Consider the following 17,021-nt stretch of genomic DNA (forward strand, 5'->3'; position numbering starts at 1 on the left):
TGCGGCATCGTAGCTGCCATCTGCGATCAGCCCCGCTGGAACGATGCTACCTGACGACGTCTTCCGCTCACGGCTTCAATCGACGATCACTGCCCTGCGATACTGGGCACCCTCCGTCGCGGACGCCGCGCGCATAGAGGAAACCGAGACGAGCGACTTCTGGCGCATCGACGTTGCCCCGATGGTTGCCAGCGCTTGCCCGTTCGAACTGATCCTGCACGCCGACCAGAACTATGATCTGTCGATCGCTGGCGAAACCTACGAGAGCCGGCCCATCGAAACCTTCGAGTGGATCGTACCCCTTGCCAACGCGGTGGCCGACGGTTCGATCGTACAGCGGCATTGGATCAGCCGGCTTACCGGCCTCGAGCGCGCCGTAGAAACCATCGTCATGCTGCCAGGCGGGGCAATTTGGAAGGAAACCCGCGGCGCCTGGGACCTGCGTGCACCGACCCTCGACGATGACGGCACCGAGCTACGCGAAAAGCGCTTCCTTCCCTACCGCCGCTAGGCAGTTGATTTTGCCGACAGCCCCGGCAGGCGTTTCACTGCAGCGATCTCCGCACCAAGCTTGGCGATGCGTTCGATAGCCTCCGGCAGCGTCTCCGCCGCAACCTGCATATGATGCGCGTTGGCGTGAACGAGGGTGACGCTATCGGCCATGATGCCGACGTGTCCCTTCCAATAAATGAGATCACCGCGCTGCATGCCCTCGAGCACGTCTGGAATTTCCACCAGCGTACCCACCTCGGCCTGCTGCATGTCCGTATCGCGCGGAGCCACAATGCCCGCCGCCGCCAAAGACATCTGCACCAGTCCCGAGCAATCGATGCCAAGCCGCGTGCGCCCACCCCATAGGTACGGCGTGCCGATGAAGCGTTCGGCGATTTCCACGAAATCCGGCTCGATCCTACCGATTTCGCCTACGTGTCGGCTGACGACAAACCCGCCACCCTTCAGCATCACGAAGCGATCATCGCCCTCGACGACACTCAATTCCGCGTTGAGACTGAGGTGCATCAACGGCGGCGATTTGATATCCGGCACTGGGTACACGAACGTACCGAGCGAACGCACCTTGTGCGTCGGCTCCTCGATTTCCGGCGACAACGCCTCCGACGGCACATAGCCGACGTACTTGTCGCGATCGAGCTGCACCCACGCCCAGCCGTCGCGTTCGTCGTATACAGTCACGCGCTCGCCGAACAGCGCCTCGGTCTCGAACCCGAAGGTCGCGGTCGGGCGGCTGCGCAACGGCACTGAGGCGCGCACCACCTGCCCTGGAAATCCTTCCACGTAGCGCGGCACGCTCACCTTGCCGTAAAGGCTTTCAGCCGCGAGATCAGGACGGAACGGATTTCGTCGCGGATCGAGCCGCGGCGTCGCCGCCGGCGCGCTTGCAATGCTCACGTCCTCGTCGCTATTGCTCATTGGCAAGCTTCCCTTGCCAGCATCGCATAGAGAGCACGCGCTGCTTGCGGCTCACCTCCGCGAGGACCCAGAGGCCCCGCTGACGGGCGCCAGCCATAAATGTCGAAGTGTGCAAAGCGCTGCGCTTTCGTCGAGAAACGCTTCAGAAACAGCGCGGCGGTGATCGAGCCGGCCATTGGCGTGTCCCACACATTGTTCATGTCGGCCACAGAGCTTTCAAGCTTCGCATCATATCCCGCCCACAGCGGCAGGCGCCACACCGGATCGCCGATCGCAACCGACGCGCTCATCATATCGGCAGCGAACACATCGTCGTTGGTGAACATTGCCGGCAGGTCGGGACCGAGCGCGCTGCGCGCTGCACCTGTCAGCGTCGCGAACACGTAAAGCGACTGTGGTGCCTCCTCGTCGGCCAGAGCGATCGCGTCGGCCAGCACCAGTCGCCCCTCTGCGTCTGTGTTGCCGACCTCTACCGTAATCCCGGCACGCGAATTCAGAACGTCGCTCGGACGGAACGCATCGCCCGAGATGCTGTTCTCCGCCGTCGGTATCAGCACCCGCAGACGCACATCGAGTTTCTGCGACATGATCATGTGCGCCAGCGTCAGCACCGTGGCCGCACCGCCCATGTCTTTTTTCATCAGCAGCATGCCGCTCGGCGGCTTGATATCGAGACCGCCCGTGTCGAACGTGATGCCCTTGCCGACCAGCGTAACCGTGCGCGCGCCCTCACGCCCCCACCGCATGTCGATCAGCCGCGGCGCCCGCGGGCTCGCACGGCCCACTGCATGGATCATCGGAAAATTCTGAGCGAGCAGATCGTCGCCCACCGTCACATCGATCTGCGCGCCGTGCCTCAGCGCCAGCTCGCGCGCTGCCGCCTCGATGTCCGCAGGTGCAAGATCAGATGCCGGTGTGTTGATCAGATCGCGACCCAGCCGCACCGCCTCGATAGTGCCGAGCACCAGCGAACGGTCCGCGCCTTCCGGCAGGCGCAGGCTGACACAACGGGGACCTCCGCACTTCGTCTTGTATCGGCCATAACGGTAGCTGCCGAGGCCCCAGGCGATAGCCGCGAGCGTCGGATCCTGAGCCGGCAGCGAAAGCTGATAGCTGCCCGACGGCAAAGACTGCGGCAGTAGCCCCAGAAGCAGTTCCGATGTGCCCGATGGCTCCCCGCAGGTCCCGCCGCCAAGTCCCAGCAAAACCGCCGCGATGCCGCCGTCCGGCCCGGGCACCAACGTCTGCTGCTTTGCTGCCCCTTTGAAACCGACGGCCTTGATCCAGTTCAGCTGTTCAGGCGAAAGCGGAAGGCCCTCCACCGCCATGTCCTGGCCAACCGCGAAGATCGGGATCTCTATTCCGCCCGCCCCATCCGCGACGAAGATGTCTTCCCCGGAGGCGAGTTCGCGCGGCAATGTTTCGTCGTTCATCTGTTGCTGCTCGCTGCTGGCAAGCCATGACCTGATCGGGCATCTAATAGGGGACCCCGATCGACTCGTGGGCACAAGACAAGATCACAGAGGGCAAGGCAAGAGCATGACCGGACAACGCTACCGCTTGGTCATCGGCAACAAGAGCTGGTCTAGCTGGAGCCTTAGGCCCTGGCTCGCCATGCGCCGGTTGGGGCTACCGTTCGAGGAGATTAACGTTCGCCTCCGGCAACCTGATTCCAAAGCCGAAATCCTGAAATTCAGCCCTTCCGGCATGGTCCCGTTGCTTCTCGACGGCGATTTTCCAGTCTGGGATAGCCTCGCCATCCTCGAATACCTGGCAGATCGGCACCCCGAGAAGGCTCTCTGGCCCGCCGACGTTCAGGCCCGCGCTCGCGCCCGCTGTGCGGCAGCGGAAATGCACTCCGGCTTCATGCCCCTGCGCCGCACCTGTTCCATGGATATCCTTGCCGTGGCACCCCTCGATCCCGTCCCCGAGGATGTCGAAGCCGATGTCCGGCGCATCGTAGCGCTCTGGCGCGAGTGCCGGTCACAGTACGGAAGCGGTGGCCCATTCCTGTTCGGCAGCTTCACGGCCGCCGATGCGATGTATGCGCCAGTCGCCTCGCGCTTCCGCACTTACATTCCCGACCTTGCACGCTTCGGCGATGACGGTACCGCCGCGGCCTACGTCGACGCCATTCTCGCGATGCCGGAAATGTCCGAATGGATCGCCGGCGCCGAGGCTCAAGTGGCCGCCGCGCCATAGCCATCGCGGCCCTTAACGTACTCTTAGCGAGGCTTAATCGTTTATTGAGAACTGTCTCACACCCTGACGGTCAAAGGACAGAGATTCGGGGCGAACCCGTCTCGCTTGACTGTCAGGGAGACTTAAATGCTGATCTCTTCGCCCCGCCGGCTCCGCCAGGGCGGAACAATTGCCGCCCTCGCAGCCTCGCTGATGCTTGGCGCGTGCGGCCAGACGCTCAAGACTTCGACCGGACTGTTTTCGGTCGCCAATAGCGACCAGACGGCCGCTCTTCCCCAGAAGTCCCCTGCTCCCGCGCCCCAGGCGCAAGACCCCGCAGCCTCGGGCGGCGTCAGCACTGAGCTTCTCAAGGCCACCGATTATTGGGGGCAGATCTACGCCAAAAACCCGCGCGACCTTCAGCCCGCTCTCAGCTACGCCCGCAATCTTAAAGCGATGGGTGAGAAGCGCCGCGCTTTGGTGGTGCTGCAACAGGCCTCGATCTATCACGGACAAGATCGTGAGCTTGCCAGCGAATATGGTCGCCTTGCCCTCGATCTCGGCCAGGTGTCGGTCGCCAAGCAGCTTCTCGCGGTTGCCGACGACCCGGCGCGCCCGGACTGGCGAGTCATCTCCGCGCGCGGCGCCGCCCTTGCCAAGGAAGGCAAGTATGATGACGCCATTCCATACTTCGAGCGCGCCCGCGTCCTCTCGCAGGACCAGCCGTCGGTCATGAGCAACCTCGCGCTCGCCTACGCAATGAACGGCGACGCCGGCAAAGCCGAAACGATGTTGCGCCAGGCCGCCGCCTCCGACGACACCTCACCGCGCATTCGCCAGAACCTTGCTCTCGTGCTCGGCCTGAGAGGCAAGTACGACGAAGCCAAGCTCGTCGCCGCACGCGACATGCCCATGAACAACGCCACCGAGAACGCCGACTATCTGCGTCAGGTGGTGCAGCTCGATCCAAAGTCGGTGCCCGACTCTGAGCCGGCGCAATGGAACACTGAATCCAAGATGATCGCCCAGTTGCCCACGGTCGACGCGGTACCCGTCGAGAACGTCGCTCGCCTCTCTAGCACGCCCGTGAGCGATCCTGCCGCCGCCAATGACCACGGTTGGGTAGTTTCGGAGCCGGTAGCGCCGGCAGCCGTCGCCGCCGCACCGTCCTCGGCTCATCCAAAGATTCTGTCGGTCTCGGAAATGGCGGCGCAATTTGCCGTAGCGGACGATGCCACTGCAGAGACGCCTGCCAAGGAGCCGGAGCATAAAAACTCCGTGGTCGCCCAGATAAAGAGATAGCCGCACGACCTGCCGCGGGGGCCGGTCAGTGCAAGCCGTCTCACTGCCACTGGAAATATCGGATCGCCGCCGGAAACAGGATGATCACGAACAGCACCGGCAGGAAGAACAAGATCATCGGCACGGTAAGCTTCGGCGGCAGCGCAGCAGCCTTCTTCTCCGCCTCCGACTGACGGATCTCGCGGTTTTCTTTCGCCATCACGCGTAGCGCCTGCCCAACTGGCGTGCCGTACCTCTCCGCCTGCACCAGCGCTGTCGTTACCGCTTTCACGCCCGGCAAACCAGTGCGCTTGCCAAGATTATCGAACGCCTGCCTGCGGTCCTGAAGGTATGACAGCTCCGCGGTGGTCAGACTCAGCTCTTCCGCGAGCTCGAGCGACTGGTTCGCAACTTCCTTCGACACCTTGCCGAATGCTGCCTCGACCGACATGCCTGATTGCACGCAGATCAACAGCATGTCGAGCGCGTCGGGAAATGCCAGCCGGATCGACTGCTGGCGTTTCTGAATGAGGTTCTCGATAAAGATGCTCGGCGCATAGGAGCCGAGGAACGCCGCTGCGATGCACATCATTAGCTTGACGGTCGCAGGATAATTGACCACGCCAAGCACGAATAAGTAGAACGCTGCCACCAGAAAAAACACGGAAGGCGCAGCGACGCGGAAAAACATGAACGCCACCAGTGGCGCCTGCCCACGCAAGCCCGCACGCTTTAAACGGTCGCGCAAGTCCTCGGTATCAAGCATCTTGCGCAGGTTGAGGGTATCGACGATCTGCTGCATGTAGCCGGTCGGGGTCCGCCGCAGCCGGCCCTGCTTGTCGCGGGCTGCCATTTCCGCCATGCGCTCTGCCCGCATCTTGTCGCGATCGACGGCCATCGTGCGCATGCGCTGGTTCATGCGATCCTCAGCAAGGATCGGCATGGCAATCGTCAGCACCGTCGCAAATGCGCAGATCGCCACCAGAATGGTGACGAGGAACGTCGGGTCGGTGAAAAGCTGAATCAGATCCATGGCCGTGTACCTCGAACGCGTGCGCTGCTCGCTATCGTTAGAACTTGAAGTTGATCATCTTCTTCATCACCAACACGCCCGTCAGCATCCAAAGGCCGCATCCCAGGAGAGCTAGGTTGCCCACACGCGTTGCGAACAGCGGACGGATATAGTCAGGCGACGACATGTAGAGGAGGAACATCACCGTTGGCGGCAACGCCGCCAGCACCATCGCCGATGCTTTGGCCTCCGCGCTCAACGCCTTGATCTTCATCTGCAGACGCACGCGGTCGCGCAGCACACCCGAAAGATTGCCCAACGCTTCCGACAGGTTGCCGCCCGACTGCTGCTGAATGGCGATAACGATCGATAGAAACTTGACCTCCGGCAGAGGCATGCGTCCCGTCAGCTTTTCCAGCGCCTCGCCAAGCGGCACACCGACACGCTGCTGGTCCATCACTTCGCGGAACTCGCTTGCCAATGGTTCCGCGCTCTCGCGCGCGACGATAGCCAGGCACTCGTTGAGCGGCAGGCCCGATTTCATACCGCGCACGACGATGTCGATCGCATTCGGCAGCTCCAGCGTGAACTTCTGCTGCCTGCGCGAGGTGATCCGGTTCACGACCCACCGCGGCACGCCGAACACACCGATCAACCCGATGACGACCACCAGAAACATGCGAGTTGGGCTCGGAGGAAGCGACAAGCTGACGAGAGCTGCAAGCACGCCGCCACAGACGAAGCTCGCCAGCCAGAACACGCGCGTTGTTATTTTGAGACCGGCCCGGTGCAGCCGCAGCCGCAGCGAAACTTTCTTAGCCGCCTTCTGCCGCTCCTCGATCTCCCTCAAGGTCTCTGCGACCGGCTTGCGGCGCGCGGCCGCCTGCTCCAGCGGCGTAAGCACCGTCCGCTTGGAATCGACAACGCTCTTGACGCGCGAACTCTGCTCCTTGTCCGCCGAGAAGTACGGATAGAGCAGCGCGTAGGCGAGGCCACCAAATGCCAGCGCAGCCAACAGCGCTGCGCCGAACGAAAGCAAGCCGGGATCAGACATTCACATCTCCCAGCGGATTGCCGTTCTCATCAAGCACCTCGGCCGTAGCCAGCGCATCGGCGAGACGTCCCTCCTGTCCGTAATAGACGGCCCGCTCCCAGAACCGCGGCCGCGCTATGCCCGTGGACCGGTGCCGCCCAAGGATGCGGCCATTCGCATCTTCGCCAGTGATATCGTAGACGATGAGATTCTGCAGGGTCACGACATCGCCTTCCATGCCCACCACTTCAGTGATGTGCGTCACCTTGCGCGAGCCATCGCGCAGACGTGCCGCCTGCACAATGATGTCGATCGACCCGGTGATCATTTCGCGGATGGTGCGCGACGGTAGTTGGAAGCCGCCCATCATGATCATCGATTCAAGACGGCCGATGGCTTCACGCGGGCTATTGGAGTGCAACGTACCCATCGAACCGTCGTGGCCGGTATTCATAGCCTGCAACAGGTCGAACGCTTCGGGACCGCGCACCTCGCCCACGATGATCCGCTCCGGACGCATACGCAGGCAGTTCCTGACGAGATCGCGCATCTTGATCTCGCCCTCGCCCTCGAGGTTAGGAGGTCGAGTTTCCAGTCTCACGACATGCGGCTGCTGCAGCTGCAGCTCCGCCGAGTCTTCGCAGGTGATGATGCGTTCATCGTCCTCGATCGAGCCCGTTAGGCAATTGAGGAGCGTCGTTTTACCCGAACCGGTACCGCCAGAGATCAGCACGTTGCAGCGGACGCGCCCGATGACATCGAGTATGGTCCGAGCCTCCGCAGAGATCGATCCCATCCTCGCCAGCTGCTCCAGATTGAGCCGGTCGCGCTTGAACTTTCGGATGGTGAGCACCGGGCCGTCGAGGGCGAGCGGCGGCGCAATCACATTGACGCGCGAGCCATCGGCTAAACGCGCGTCGCATATCGGGCTCGACTCATCTACACGGCGGCCAACCTGGCTGACGATGCGCTGGCAGATATTCATGAGTTGCAGGTTGTCTGCAAACCGCACGCTTGTACGCTGCACCTTGCCGGCAACTTCAATGTAGGTGGTGTCCGCACCATTGACCATGATGTCGGCAATGTCGTCGCGCGCAAGCAACGGCTCCAGCGGTCCGTAGCCGAGCACGTCGTTGCATATGTCCTCGAGCAGCTCTTCCTGCTCGGCAATAGACATGACGACATTCTTGATCTGAATGATCTCTGAGACGATGTCGCGGATTTCTTCACGCGCCGATGCGGGCTCGAGCTTGGCGAGCTGGGTCAGATCGATCGTATCGATCAGCGCATTGAACACCGTCGTCTTTACGTCGTAGTACTCTTCCGAATGCCGCCGCTGATCGCTCGAGCTTGCGGGTATCGGCGGAGCTTTCGGCGGCGCGACTTTCGCTGGCGGCTGCCGCGGCTCCGTCGCGGCGGGCTGCATCGTTGGCAGAACCGGCTGCTGAACACGTTGAGCGGGAGCTTCGCTGCTACGCTTACCGAACATCTACATTCCCTAACGCTTGAGCTTCAACTTCTCGAGGAATGGCGCGAACCCTGACGCCTTCTTGGTCGCTTGCGCATCACGCCGGTTGCTGATCGCCAGCGCGATGTCTCGGAAACCGCTTGCCGAACGCGCCTTCGCATTCAGCTCTTCGATCATCTGCCCGTTGTTGGCTGCCTGGCCGAACACCTCGCTGTCGAAGTCGATGACAGCGATCGCCTTGAGCCCGACCGCAGCTTCGAACTCCTTCACGCTGATCTCTGGTCGCTTCGGCATATTGACCATGTTGATGACCAGACGCGGCTTGGAATCGTTGCGCCGGATCTGCTGCAGAAGATCGACCATGTTCTTCGCATTGCGCAGGTTGGCGAGATCGGGAACGGCCGTAATCACCACCTCGTCAGCCTGCAGCAATACGCCCTTGGCCCAGGGCGTCCACACGTGCGGCAGGTCTACCGCCACGTAGGGTACGTTCTGGCGCACCACGTCGATGACCTGGTCGCAGCCTTCGACGGAAATGTCGTAGTCCCGATCGAGCGCCACCGGGGCCGCAAAGATCGACAGGTGCTCCGAGCACTTCGTCAGCAGGCGGTCGAGCAGCACCTCGTCCAGCCGTTCCGGCGTCGATAGCGCGTCGGCAATCCCCTGCATGGGATCCTGATTGAAGTCCAGGCCCGTGGTACCGAACGCCAGATCGAGATCCGCGATGACGACGTCGGCCTTCAGAGCCTCCGACAATGCCCACGCAGTGTTGTGGCACACCGTGGAGGACCCAACGCCCCCCTTCGCCCCGACAAACGCGTAGACGTGCCCAACGGGCTCGGTATCGGGATTGTTGTAGAGCTGGGAGACGGCCTCCATCAGCTGCAGCGGCTCAACCGGATCAACCAGGTATTCGCTGACCCCGCGGCGGAGAAGCTCGCGGTAGAGCATCACGTCGTTGACCTGGCCGATGATCAGCACCTTCGTGCCCGGATCGCAATTCTCCGCCAGCCGGTCCAGTTCGGCCAGCAAATGATCTCGCGGCAAACTGCTCTCGAGCACGATGAGGTTCGGCGTCGGGTTCTGCTGATAGTGGACGACAGCCGCCTCGATGCCACCCATGTGCACGTTGACATGCGCCTTCGCCAGTCGCCGATCCTCGGCAGCGATCTGGATGATCTCCGCGGTCGCGCCGTTCTCACAGAATGCCTGGATGGAAATGCGCGGGATCGGCCGCGCGCGTGTCGACGGCGCTGGCACCGCCGGCTCATCCAGCTCAGCCAGCGGCGCACCGACACCGGCCATTTCTTCCGGCTCGCCAGCAAAGGGCTTGGCTTGATTTGACATGACGAAGTCGACCTTGGTTACCTTAGTTACTGGTGTCCTTGTTCACGCGCTCATCGACACTCTTGCGCGCGCCGGTTGGCTGACCGGTGACATACTTGCCCCAAACCTGATCGCGACGCTCGCCCGAGCGCGCCGTCTCGCTGCGCGGCCCGAGAAGATCGGCCGGATTGGCGACCATCACCGCCAGATTGCGTTGCTGCGCGCACCCGAGATTGGGATACGGCAGGTTCGTCGGCTCATACGCGAGGTTGGTCGACCAATCTCCGCACTGCGGCGGCTCGGCCACGTAGCGCAGATACGACACCCGGATCGGCGGATCACCCGCGCCCTCGGCGTTGTAGGCCTCGACCGAGATATCCGACTTGCCGAAACCCTGGTCGCTGAGGATGTTGCGGATCTCTTGCACCGCGTACATTGCGCCGACTTCGTTCGCGCCGCCGCTCGGCACGGTCACCACCAGCCGGCTGTTACCAGAATCCGTTGCGCGGAAGTGATCGACAAAGTTCATGAGCTGCGCCCGCTGCGACGACGTCAGTCCATGCGCCCCGCGCGCCACGCGAATAAGGTGCGTCGTCGGTTCCTGTGACACCAGGATCGGATGCCGCTGCGAAGAATCGATGAGCGTCCAGCCCGCAACGCGGGTCGGATCGTCCGTCGTCTTGCAGCCCACCATGCCGAGGCTCGCCAGAGAGATCGCCAGCAGCTTTGCCGCGAGGAGCCGGCTGCTTCGTGATCCAGAAAGGCGCATCGCATGCTTCATTGTCATGACACCTTCCGTCCTATTCCACGATGAAGCCGTAATCGCCCTTGAGGTCGCCGACGGGAGCAGGCCGGCCGGCACCATAGATGCGATTGATGTGCCCAAGGAAGTTCGCCTTCCGGTCGGTCGGATCGGCAAGACCATCGAGCGGACGCGCCAGTTCCTGCCGCGCAACCGGACGAACTAAGTAGGGCGTCACGATCACGACGAGTTCTGTTTCGTCTCGCTGGTAGTCACGGCTACGAAACAACGTGCCGAGGATCGGTAGATCCTTGAGGCCGGGAAAACCATCGATGTTCTGGCGCGTGTCCTCCGACAGAAGACCGGCAATGGCGATCGACCCACCAGACGGCAGCTCAACCGTTGATTTCGCACTGCGCTTTTTCAATGCGGGAATCTGAATGTTCGAGAGCACAACCGCGCCCTGCAGCGTCAGCTCGCTGACCTCGCTCTCGATCTTCAGGCTGATGCGCCCTTCCGAAAGCACCACGGGCGTAAAGGCGAGGCCGATGCCGTATTCCTTATAGGAGACACTCACCTGTCCAAGGCTGTCGACGACAGGCACCGGATATTCGCCACCGGCAAGGAACTTAGCCGGCTCGCCCGAAACCGCCGTCAGGTTTGGTTCGGCGAGCGTCTTGACGAGACCATCGCGCTCCAGAGCGCGAAGCGCACCGCCGACCGCCTGGTTACCGGACTGCCACACGCTCGCGACGCCTGAGTTGCCGAAGGCGGTCAGGTCGCTGCCGTACGAAGGGCCACTGTTGAAAAAGCTCATCGCACCGGCGAGTGCCCCCTCCGAGCCGATACCTGCCGTTGGCAACGTGCCCAGAGAGGATGCTGTCAGAGGCAACCCGTTGGCGGACAGCACGGCGGTGGTGAAGTTGCCGGAGTTGACGAGCGCGCCGACGTTGATGCCGAACTGCTTCAGGATCGTGCGCTGCACCTCTGCCACGCTGACGCGCAGCATCACCTGCTCTTCCGCCTCGACGCTGATCAGATTGATGATCGGTTTGGAGCCGTAGACGTCGGCCGCATCGGAGTTCGAGCCGCCGCCTGCATCCGTCGTGGCCGACTGATAGCTGCCGCCTATGGTCGTGTTGCTGGTGGTCGTCGAGCTGGTCGAAGCGCTCGGCGCGCTCGAATTGATAATGCTGCCTACCTGGGCATTCGCCTGCGCAAACTGCGCCGCAATCTGCGCCGCGCGATCCGAGTCTATCGGCGTCCGCACCGTGCCCGTCAGCACGATCGCGCGTCCCGCGATCTCGCTGTGCACGTTCGAGCCGGGGATAAGGCGCGCGAGCAATTGGTCGAGCGCCGACAAGTCCGCACCGATGGCAACATCGAGTGTCAATATCTGCTGCCCGTACTCATCGAAGAAGAAGGCGTTCGTCTGCCCGGTCCCCTTGGCAATCAGGAACACGCGGTCCGACGATTGTACGACCGCATCGAGCACCTTCGGATCGGAGACGAGCACGTCCTTCAGCGGAACGGGAAACTGCACGACCACCGAACGGCCGATTCCCAGATCGAGGCGCTTGGTCAGCGGAAACGCGGCATTCGCAGGAATGCGCAGAACGGAATCCCCCCCCGACTGCCCCCGCGCAGCAGGCCTGCCACTGAAATCCGCCGCGTGAACGTTGCCGAAGCTGCTGACGACGAAGAAAACTGCAGCCATGCTGGCGCGCGCCCACTTTAGGGTCGATCGCATGTTAGATGTACCTTTTTCGAACAGCCGAAAACTGGTGACGCCAACTCAGTTTACGCCGTACGCACGCGAGGGAACGCCGTAGCGGAGTACCCGCACGGTGCTGCCGCGTTGATCGTTCATGGCCGCGGTCGGTCCCTTACCCTTGAGATCGCCGTCGACAACGCTACGCAGGGCAAGGCTGATCTCACCGGTAGAGTTGGCGCGTGCCAACAACTCAGCCTGCCGTGGATTGAGTTCCAAGGTTGCCGTACTGGCGTTGCCCTCGGACAGTTTTGTACCTTCCTTCGCGCCGATGCTTTGCCCGATGGCTAGCACCCGAACGTTCTGGAACAAAGTGTCCGACACGGCCTCGTCTTGTCCCGTCGGACTGCGCTCGCGGCGCGTCAGGATCACATCGACCCGATCGTTCGGAAGAATGAGCCGGCCAGCCGCCGTCTCTTCCTTGATCTTCGTCGAGATCGCACGCATACCGCTCGGCAGGATCGCAGCGAGTACGCCGCCCTGCCCTGGTTTGATGAGCTTCTGGCTGGTTACCGGCTCGCCTTCGAGCAATGGCGCCCGGGCAATAGCACCGTCGACCAGCTTCATGCCGCCGCCGCTGCTCTCGGTGATGAACGACGGCGTCACGGCCTCTTTCGGCCATGTCTGCCAACGGAAGTCGGTCGGCTTGGTCACTTGACCAAGCGGAATGTCATGCCGTGCAACGAGCACTTCAGTTGCATCGACTTGCATAGCCACCTGCTTCGGCGCGCTCGGCTCGTTGACGATCGAACGCATGAGAATGAAGGCGAGGAGCCCGGCTCCGCCCGCAATCGCAATGCCAATCAATTGTCCTCGCTTCACTGCCGACGCGTCCTTATCCGCGGTGCAAAACCCTACGCTCCCGACACTGCCGAACAATCGTCAACGCAAAGTTAACTGCCGTAACGAATTGAGGCTGAGTGTGTCGTCGGCCTCGCCCGATTAAGGACCGAGAAGCAAGGGAATGATGGTCGTCGGGTAGACGACGAGAGCGCCGGCTGCGATTGCCACCCCGTAGGGGATACCTTCGCCGCGTTTGTGCAAGCGCAGCGCCCAGGCGGGCAGCGGCAGAGCGCTCGCGGGCACGCTTCTATAAGCGAGCATCACAATGGCGAGCACGCCACCGAATATGGTGACCCAGATGAGAAACGGAAATAGTTGCTGATACCCGATCCAAGTGGATGCAGCCGCGAGCAACTTGGCATCGCCGCCACCGAAGAGCCGGAACTGAAACAGAACCATCGTGGCAAGCAGAACGGCGAACCCTACGCCGAAATGTAGCAGCATCACTTGCAACGGCATCCCGGCGATCAACGCCGCGCCGACAAACAATACGACGAGCCCGAGCGACACCGAATTGGCGATGCGCATCGTGAACACGTCGTTGACCGCTGCAAAAATCATCAGCGATGGAAATACGAGTAACAGCGCAGAGGTAGCCACCTGGACCCTCTAGGGAGATTGTCTCCGGCTGAAAAGGAGAAAGCCGCCCGGCATTGTGCCGGGCGGCGCGAGCATGCGTCGATCAGCTGGTCACCAGCTTGGACTTGATGGTGCCAAACAGCGTCTTGAGCTGGGTACCGACTTCACCTGCAGCGCCAACGATGGCAACGCCGATAAGGGCGGCGATCAGGCCGTACTCGATAGCGGTTGCGCCGGACTCATCCTGGGCGAAACGAGAAAGGAACGTCTTCATTTGACAGCAACTCCCATTTTTTGGATCGGCCCATGCCCCGCATGAGCCGGAGCCCGTCAGACATTGCCGCGGGACTGATCCGGTTATGGAACCCCATCTCTTAAACCTAAGTAAAACGAACTAATTTGCTCATAAATACGTCATAACGACCCGTTAAAATATTCGCTAAGGATTGATGTTTTTCAATATGTACCAGAATAACTAAAGTAGACACCAAGCAATATTGCAGATTAGGCGCGAGGCCGCCCGACGGCCGTTGTCTCCAGCATGACCAAAGCGCCGCAGCATAAGTTCAGCTGACAAAAAAATATGCCACGACGAAAGACAGAGATCAGTTCGAATACTTAAAAACGCCCACTCGCCGACCACGCCAAGCTTGAGACAAGACCTCCTCCGACTGACCTACCGCTGAGTTTCAGAACCCGGGTTTCCGGTTTCTTCACCAATTGCTGAGGTAATGCCTCTCAAATTGTAGAGGCTGCATCCGCCGGACCTCGAGGACATGCCGATCAACGCCCTTTGTCGCTCAGCCGTCGCCGCCCTGGCGCTCATTCTCAGTATCTCGGCCTCCCCCGCCGCCGACCTGGTCGTCGCCTACGACCAGTCGCAGCTCCTGCGCCTCCCGCGACCGGTCGCCGAGGTCATCATCGGCAATCCTTCGATCGCCGACGTCGCCGTACAGGGTGGAAATCTACTCGTCGTCACGGGCAAGTCGTTCGGCGTCACCAATATCATCGCGCTCGACGCCGACCGGAATGTCATCCAGGACCAGCGTGTCGTGGTTGACCGCGACGACCGTCGCACCGTGGCTTTGTTCCGCGGCCCGCTGCGCCAGACCTACACCTGCGCACCGACGTGCTCGCCTACGCTGATCATCGGCGATGATCCCGAGTACTTCGACACGGTCGCCAAAGCAGCCAACACGAAGAGCGGCGCTGCATCCGCGTCTGCCAAGCAGCAGCCCGCTGGCGAATAGATCAATCTGGTACACGCGTTAACTGCGCATCAACGCAGGTGCCGCAAATTGCAGATGAAGTAACATCTACTTTAGAAGCGAGAACTTACGGTCCCGGTAACCTACACCGAGGACCCCATGCGCTTGGCTCGCTTTCCAACTCCAAAGCCGACCTCCAGCACCAGGCACCGCCTCGCCGCGAACGAGGACGGCGCCGCCGCGATCGAGTTCGCGCTCGTCGGCCTGCCTTTTCTGCTTTTCATCTTCGGGATCATTGGATTTGGGCTGTACTTCCTCACCTCGACGTATCTCGAGCACGGTGTCAAAACCGCCTCGCGCAAGATCCTCACTGGCGAGCTGCGAACGGCAGGCACCGACGGCAACCCGATGACCATCGGTGAGTTTCGCAAGCTGGTGTGCGACGCCTCCGAGCCCGTCATTGATTGCAGCAAGCTGAGCGTGATGGTCCAGCACGCGACCGATTGGAGCAGTCTCAGTCCACAATCATGCATCGACGAAGAAGGCAACATGGCCGGATCGACCGGAGAAAGCGGAGATCTTCTCTCTCAGTATTCCGGCGAAGCCAGCGAAGTCGTTCTGGTGACTGTGTGCTACAATTGGGAACTGGCAAACACCATGAGCTTCCTGAAGCTCGGCAGCGGCGCCGATGGATCCGGCCCCGCCATTATGCAGGCTGCGATGGCCTTCAAAAGCGAGCCCTATAGCTGATGGACAAGGCAACGATGCGCACCAAACTGCACAGAGCTTCGCTGCGGAGTCTTCGCGCCGACACGCACGGCGGCGCTGCGATCGAGTTCGGCCTGCTTGCGCCGCTGCTGATGCTGATGCTGCTCGGCACCATAGAGTTCGGCCGCGCCATCGCCAACAATCGCCACTTCGTCGCTGCGGTCACGACAGCAGGCGACCTCGTCTCGCGCGAGGAATATCTCGGCGCGTCCGCCAGCGAGGCTGAATCGAACCTCGGTGGGATCATGCTCTCGACAAAGCACATGCTCGCCCCCTATGACGCCAGCAAGCTTAAGCTCGCGGTCTTCTCCGTCAAGGCATCCGACAGCGACGCGAAAAAGGCGAAAGTGGAGTGGTCCTACTCCTACAACGGCATGGAAGCTCCAGCTCAATGTTCTGACTACACGCTGCCTGACGATATTGTCTCGGCCGGTGGAAGCGTCATAGTGGTGGATGCTGCTTATACTTTTACCTCCCTCTTCGGTAGCTACGTCCCGGGCATGAGCCCCAGCATGCAATGGACCGAGAAATCCTACTACAGCCCGAGGAATTCTTGCGTAGATTTGGTCGAGGGCGATAATTGCATCAGCAAATGCTGACAATGCAAAATACGGCGGGAGCAGACGAGCCCTTCCACCGCCATTTTGATACGTGCGCAGCCTAAATCGCTTGCTACCGCCGGCGGCAGGCCTATTCTAGGCAGATCGTCAGCCTTCAAACGACTTAGCGCGCGAGTCAAAAAACATGGGACGACGTTCCATACACACTCCCGAGGAATTGAGGGAGCTGATCATCGACGCCACCACGACCATCGTCGAGCAGGAAGGCCTCGAGGGACTTTCCGCGCGCGAGATTGCCAAACGCATCGGCTATTCGCCCGGCACGCTCTACAATGTATTTGAGAACCTCGATGACCTGCTGCTGATCATCGAAGCTCGTCTGTTGGATGAACTGGCCCTCCGCCTCGAAGGCACGGATACATCCGGCTCGCCATCCGAACGGCTGCGCCGCCTCGTCGGCACGTACTTCGCTTTCACCCAGGAGCGCCCAAAACTCTGGAACCTGCTCAACGAGCATCGCATGCCCGCTGGACGAACCGTTCCCGAATGGTACCAAGCCAAACTAGACAAGCTCCTCGCACCGCTCGATGAGGCGATGACCCCGCTGTTGCTTGACAGCGATCCCAGTACCCGCCGCCAGCACGCACGCACACTCTGGGCGAGCGTGCACGGCATGACCTCGATCTCCACCGCCGATAAGCTATCCCATGTGACAGCGCACATCGGCCGCTCGTTGGTCGATGACCTCGTGCAGACTTACCTTGCGGGCCTGGAGAAGCGCACCCCTGCCCGGTCAGCCCATTCCTGATCGCAAGCCC

General features: G+C 61.5%; 18 protein-coding genes. 7 read left to right on the forward strand and 11 right to left on the reverse strand.

Translation table 11 applies throughout. The features are described 5' to 3' along the window. Positions 1–43 precede the first annotated feature (43 nt). The gene (locus NDB2M4_RS07835; protein ID WP_072372752.1) at positions 44–511 is read left to right on the forward strand and encodes a hypothetical protein; all 468 of its coding nucleotides are present in this window, start codon (positions 44–46) and stop codon (positions 509–511) included. Here the strand turns inward: NDB2M4_RS07835 and NDB2M4_RS07840 are convergent. Beyond that, the gene (locus tag NDB2M4_RS07840) at positions 508–1,431 is read right to left on the reverse strand and encodes a C40 family peptidase (RefSeq protein ID WP_072372755.1); all 924 of its coding nucleotides are present in this window, start codon (positions 1,429–1,431) and stop codon (positions 508–510) included. The two genes, NDB2M4_RS07835 and NDB2M4_RS07840, sit on opposite strands and share 4 nt — an antisense overlap. Further along, positions 1,428–2,864 (reverse strand): leucyl aminopeptidase family protein, encoded by a 1,437-nt coding sequence (locus NDB2M4_RS07845; RefSeq protein ID WP_083556026.1) that lies wholly within the window; start codon positions 2,862–2,864, stop codon positions 1,428–1,430. The genes NDB2M4_RS07840 and NDB2M4_RS07845 overlap by 4 nt, the downstream gene beginning before the upstream one ends. A gap of 106 nt (positions 2,865–2,970) precedes the next feature. Between NDB2M4_RS07845 and NDB2M4_RS07850 the strand changes: the two genes are divergently transcribed. After that, complete coding sequence (locus NDB2M4_RS07850) at positions 2,971–3,633, forward strand: glutathione S-transferase family protein (protein ID WP_072372758.1); 663 nt, start codon at positions 2,971–2,973, stop codon at positions 3,631–3,633. Positions 3,634–3,759: 126 nt separating this feature from the next. Beyond that, positions 3,760–4,914: a tetratricopeptide repeat protein gene (locus NDB2M4_RS07855; protein ID WP_072372761.1), complete on the forward strand. Its 1,155-nt coding sequence runs from the start codon at positions 3,760–3,762 to the stop codon at positions 4,912–4,914. Between the two features lie 40 nt (positions 4,915–4,954). Here the strand turns inward: NDB2M4_RS07855 and NDB2M4_RS07860 are convergent, their stop codons facing one another. The 9 genes from NDB2M4_RS07860 to NDB2M4_RS07900 form a co-directional block, all read right to left on the reverse strand. After that, a complete protein-coding gene (locus NDB2M4_RS07860) occupies positions 4,955–5,926 on the reverse strand; it encodes a type II secretion system F family protein (RefSeq protein WP_072372764.1) in 972 nt (323 codons plus the stop codon). Between the two features lie 37 nt (positions 5,927–5,963). Then, positions 5,964–6,959, reverse strand: a complete 996-nt coding sequence (locus tag NDB2M4_RS07865) for a type II secretion system F family protein (protein ID WP_072372767.1) — start codon at positions 6,957–6,959, stop codon at positions 5,964–5,966. Next, positions 6,952–8,427, reverse strand: coding sequence for a CpaF family protein (locus NDB2M4_RS07870; protein ID WP_072372770.1), 1,476 nt, complete (start codon positions 8,425–8,427; stop codon positions 6,952–6,954). Before NDB2M4_RS07870 ends, NDB2M4_RS07865 begins: the two co-directional genes overlap by 8 nt. Positions 8,428–8,436: 9 nt before the next feature. Then, positions 8,437–9,753 (reverse strand): AAA family ATPase, encoded by a 1,317-nt coding sequence (locus NDB2M4_RS07875; protein ID WP_210186517.1) that lies wholly within the window; start codon positions 9,751–9,753, stop codon positions 8,437–8,439. Between the two features lie 22 nt (positions 9,754–9,775). Then, positions 9,776–10,519, reverse strand: a complete 744-nt coding sequence (locus NDB2M4_RS07880) for a CpaD family pilus assembly protein (RefSeq protein ID WP_072372773.1) — start codon at positions 10,517–10,519, stop codon at positions 9,776–9,778. A gap of 13 nt (positions 10,520–10,532) precedes the next feature. Further along, the gene (locus NDB2M4_RS07885) at positions 10,533–12,224 is read right to left on the reverse strand and encodes a type II and III secretion system protein family protein (RefSeq protein WP_072372776.1); all 1,692 of its coding nucleotides are present in this window, start codon (positions 12,222–12,224) and stop codon (positions 10,533–10,535) included. A gap of 45 nt (positions 12,225–12,269) precedes the next feature. Then, on the reverse strand, positions 12,270–13,067 hold the full coding sequence (gene cpaB / locus NDB2M4_RS07890) for a Flp pilus assembly protein CpaB (RefSeq protein ID WP_072373410.1): 798 nt from the start codon (positions 13,065–13,067) through the stop codon (positions 12,270–12,272). A 120-nt stretch (positions 13,068–13,187) separates the two neighbouring features. Continuing rightward, positions 13,188–13,688 (reverse strand): A24 family peptidase, encoded by a 501-nt coding sequence (locus NDB2M4_RS07895; protein ID WP_139247143.1) that lies wholly within the window; start codon positions 13,686–13,688, stop codon positions 13,188–13,190. Between the two features lie 82 nt (positions 13,689–13,770). Further along, positions 13,771–13,941 carry a Flp family type IVb pilin gene (locus NDB2M4_RS07900; RefSeq protein ID WP_072372781.1) on the reverse strand — a complete coding sequence of 57 codons (171 nt, stop codon included), beginning with the start codon at positions 13,939–13,941 and terminating at the stop codon, positions 13,771–13,773. A 502-nt stretch (positions 13,942–14,443) separates the two neighbouring features. Here NDB2M4_RS07900 and NDB2M4_RS07905 point away from each other — a divergent pair. The 4 genes from NDB2M4_RS07905 to NDB2M4_RS07920 all read left to right on the forward strand — a co-directional run bounded on the left by NDB2M4_RS07905 (position 14,444) and on the right by NDB2M4_RS07920 (position 17,011). Then, positions 14,444–14,917, forward strand: a complete 474-nt coding sequence (locus NDB2M4_RS07905) for a pilus assembly protein N-terminal domain-containing protein (protein ID WP_072372783.1) — start codon at positions 14,444–14,446, stop codon at positions 14,915–14,917. Between the two features lie 117 nt (positions 14,918–15,034). Next, the gene (locus NDB2M4_RS07910) at positions 15,035–15,625 is read left to right on the forward strand and encodes a TadE/TadG family type IV pilus assembly protein (RefSeq protein WP_083556028.1); all 591 of its coding nucleotides are present in this window, start codon (positions 15,035–15,037) and stop codon (positions 15,623–15,625) included. Continuing rightward, positions 15,625–16,242, forward strand: coding sequence for a TadE/TadG family type IV pilus assembly protein (locus NDB2M4_RS07915; RefSeq protein WP_072372789.1), 618 nt, complete (start codon positions 15,625–15,627; stop codon positions 16,240–16,242). The genes NDB2M4_RS07910 and NDB2M4_RS07915 overlap by 1 nt, the downstream gene beginning before the upstream one ends. Positions 16,243–16,387: 145 nt before the next feature. Continuing rightward, the gene (locus tag NDB2M4_RS07920; protein WP_072372792.1) at positions 16,388–17,011 is read left to right on the forward strand and encodes a TetR/AcrR family transcriptional regulator; all 624 of its coding nucleotides are present in this window, start codon (positions 16,388–16,390) and stop codon (positions 17,009–17,011) included. Positions 17,012–17,021: the final 10 nt, after the last annotated feature.

It is taken from the genome of Hyphomicrobium sp. NDB2Meth4 (assembly GCF_900117445.1).
Classification (GTDB): Bacteria; Pseudomonadota; Alphaproteobacteria; order Rhizobiales; family Hyphomicrobiaceae; genus Hyphomicrobium_A.

Coding starts and splice junctions, on each gene's coding strand:
- NDB2M4_RS07880 (WP_072372773.1), bottom strand. CDS start 10,519: ATGACAATGAAGCATGCGATGCGCCTTTCTGGATCACGAAGCAGCCGG.
- NDB2M4_RS07835 (WP_072372752.1), top strand. CDS start 44: ATGCTACCTGACGACGTCTTCCGCTCACGGCTTCAATCGACGATCACT.
- NDB2M4_RS07840 (WP_072372755.1), bottom strand. CDS start 1,431: ATGAGCAATAGCGACGAGGACGTGAGCATTGCAAGCGCGCCGGCGGCG.
- NDB2M4_RS07865 (WP_072372767.1), bottom strand. CDS start 6,959: ATGTCTGATCCCGGCTTGCTTTCGTTCGGCGCAGCGCTGTTGGCTGCG.
- NDB2M4_RS07845 (WP_083556026.1), bottom strand. CDS start 2,864: ATGAACGACGAAACATTGCCGCGCGAACTCGCCTCCGGGGAAGACATC.
- NDB2M4_RS07900 (WP_072372781.1), bottom strand. CDS start 13,941: ATGAAGACGTTCCTTTCTCGTTTCGCCCAGGATGAGTCCGGCGCAACC.
- NDB2M4_RS07850 (WP_072372758.1), top strand. CDS start 2,971: ATGACCGGACAACGCTACCGCTTGGTCATCGGCAACAAGAGCTGGTCT.
- NDB2M4_RS07885 (WP_072372776.1), bottom strand. CDS start 12,224: ATGCGATCGACCCTAAAGTGGGCGCGCGCCAGCATGGCTGCAGTTTTC.
- NDB2M4_RS07875 (WP_210186517.1), bottom strand. CDS start 9,753: ATGTCAAATCAAGCCAAGCCCTTTGCTGGCGAGCCGGAAGAAATGGCC.
- NDB2M4_RS07915 (WP_072372789.1), top strand. CDS start 15,625: ATGGACAAGGCAACGATGCGCACCAAACTGCACAGAGCTTCGCTGCGG.
- NDB2M4_RS07920 (WP_072372792.1), top strand. CDS start 16,388: ATGGGACGACGTTCCATACACACTCCCGAGGAATTGAGGGAGCTGATC.
- NDB2M4_RS07910 (WP_083556028.1), top strand. CDS start 15,035: ATGCGCTTGGCTCGCTTTCCAACTCCAAAGCCGACCTCCAGCACCAGG.
- NDB2M4_RS07870 (WP_072372770.1), bottom strand. CDS start 8,427: ATGTTCGGTAAGCGTAGCAGCGAAGCTCCCGCTCAACGTGTTCAGCAG.
- NDB2M4_RS07905 (WP_072372783.1), top strand. CDS start 14,444: ATGCCGATCAACGCCCTTTGTCGCTCAGCCGTCGCCGCCCTGGCGCTC.
- NDB2M4_RS07860 (WP_072372764.1), bottom strand. CDS start 5,926: ATGGATCTGATTCAGCTTTTCACCGACCCGACGTTCCTCGTCACCATT.
- NDB2M4_RS07855 (WP_072372761.1), top strand. CDS start 3,760: ATGCTGATCTCTTCGCCCCGCCGGCTCCGCCAGGGCGGAACAATTGCC.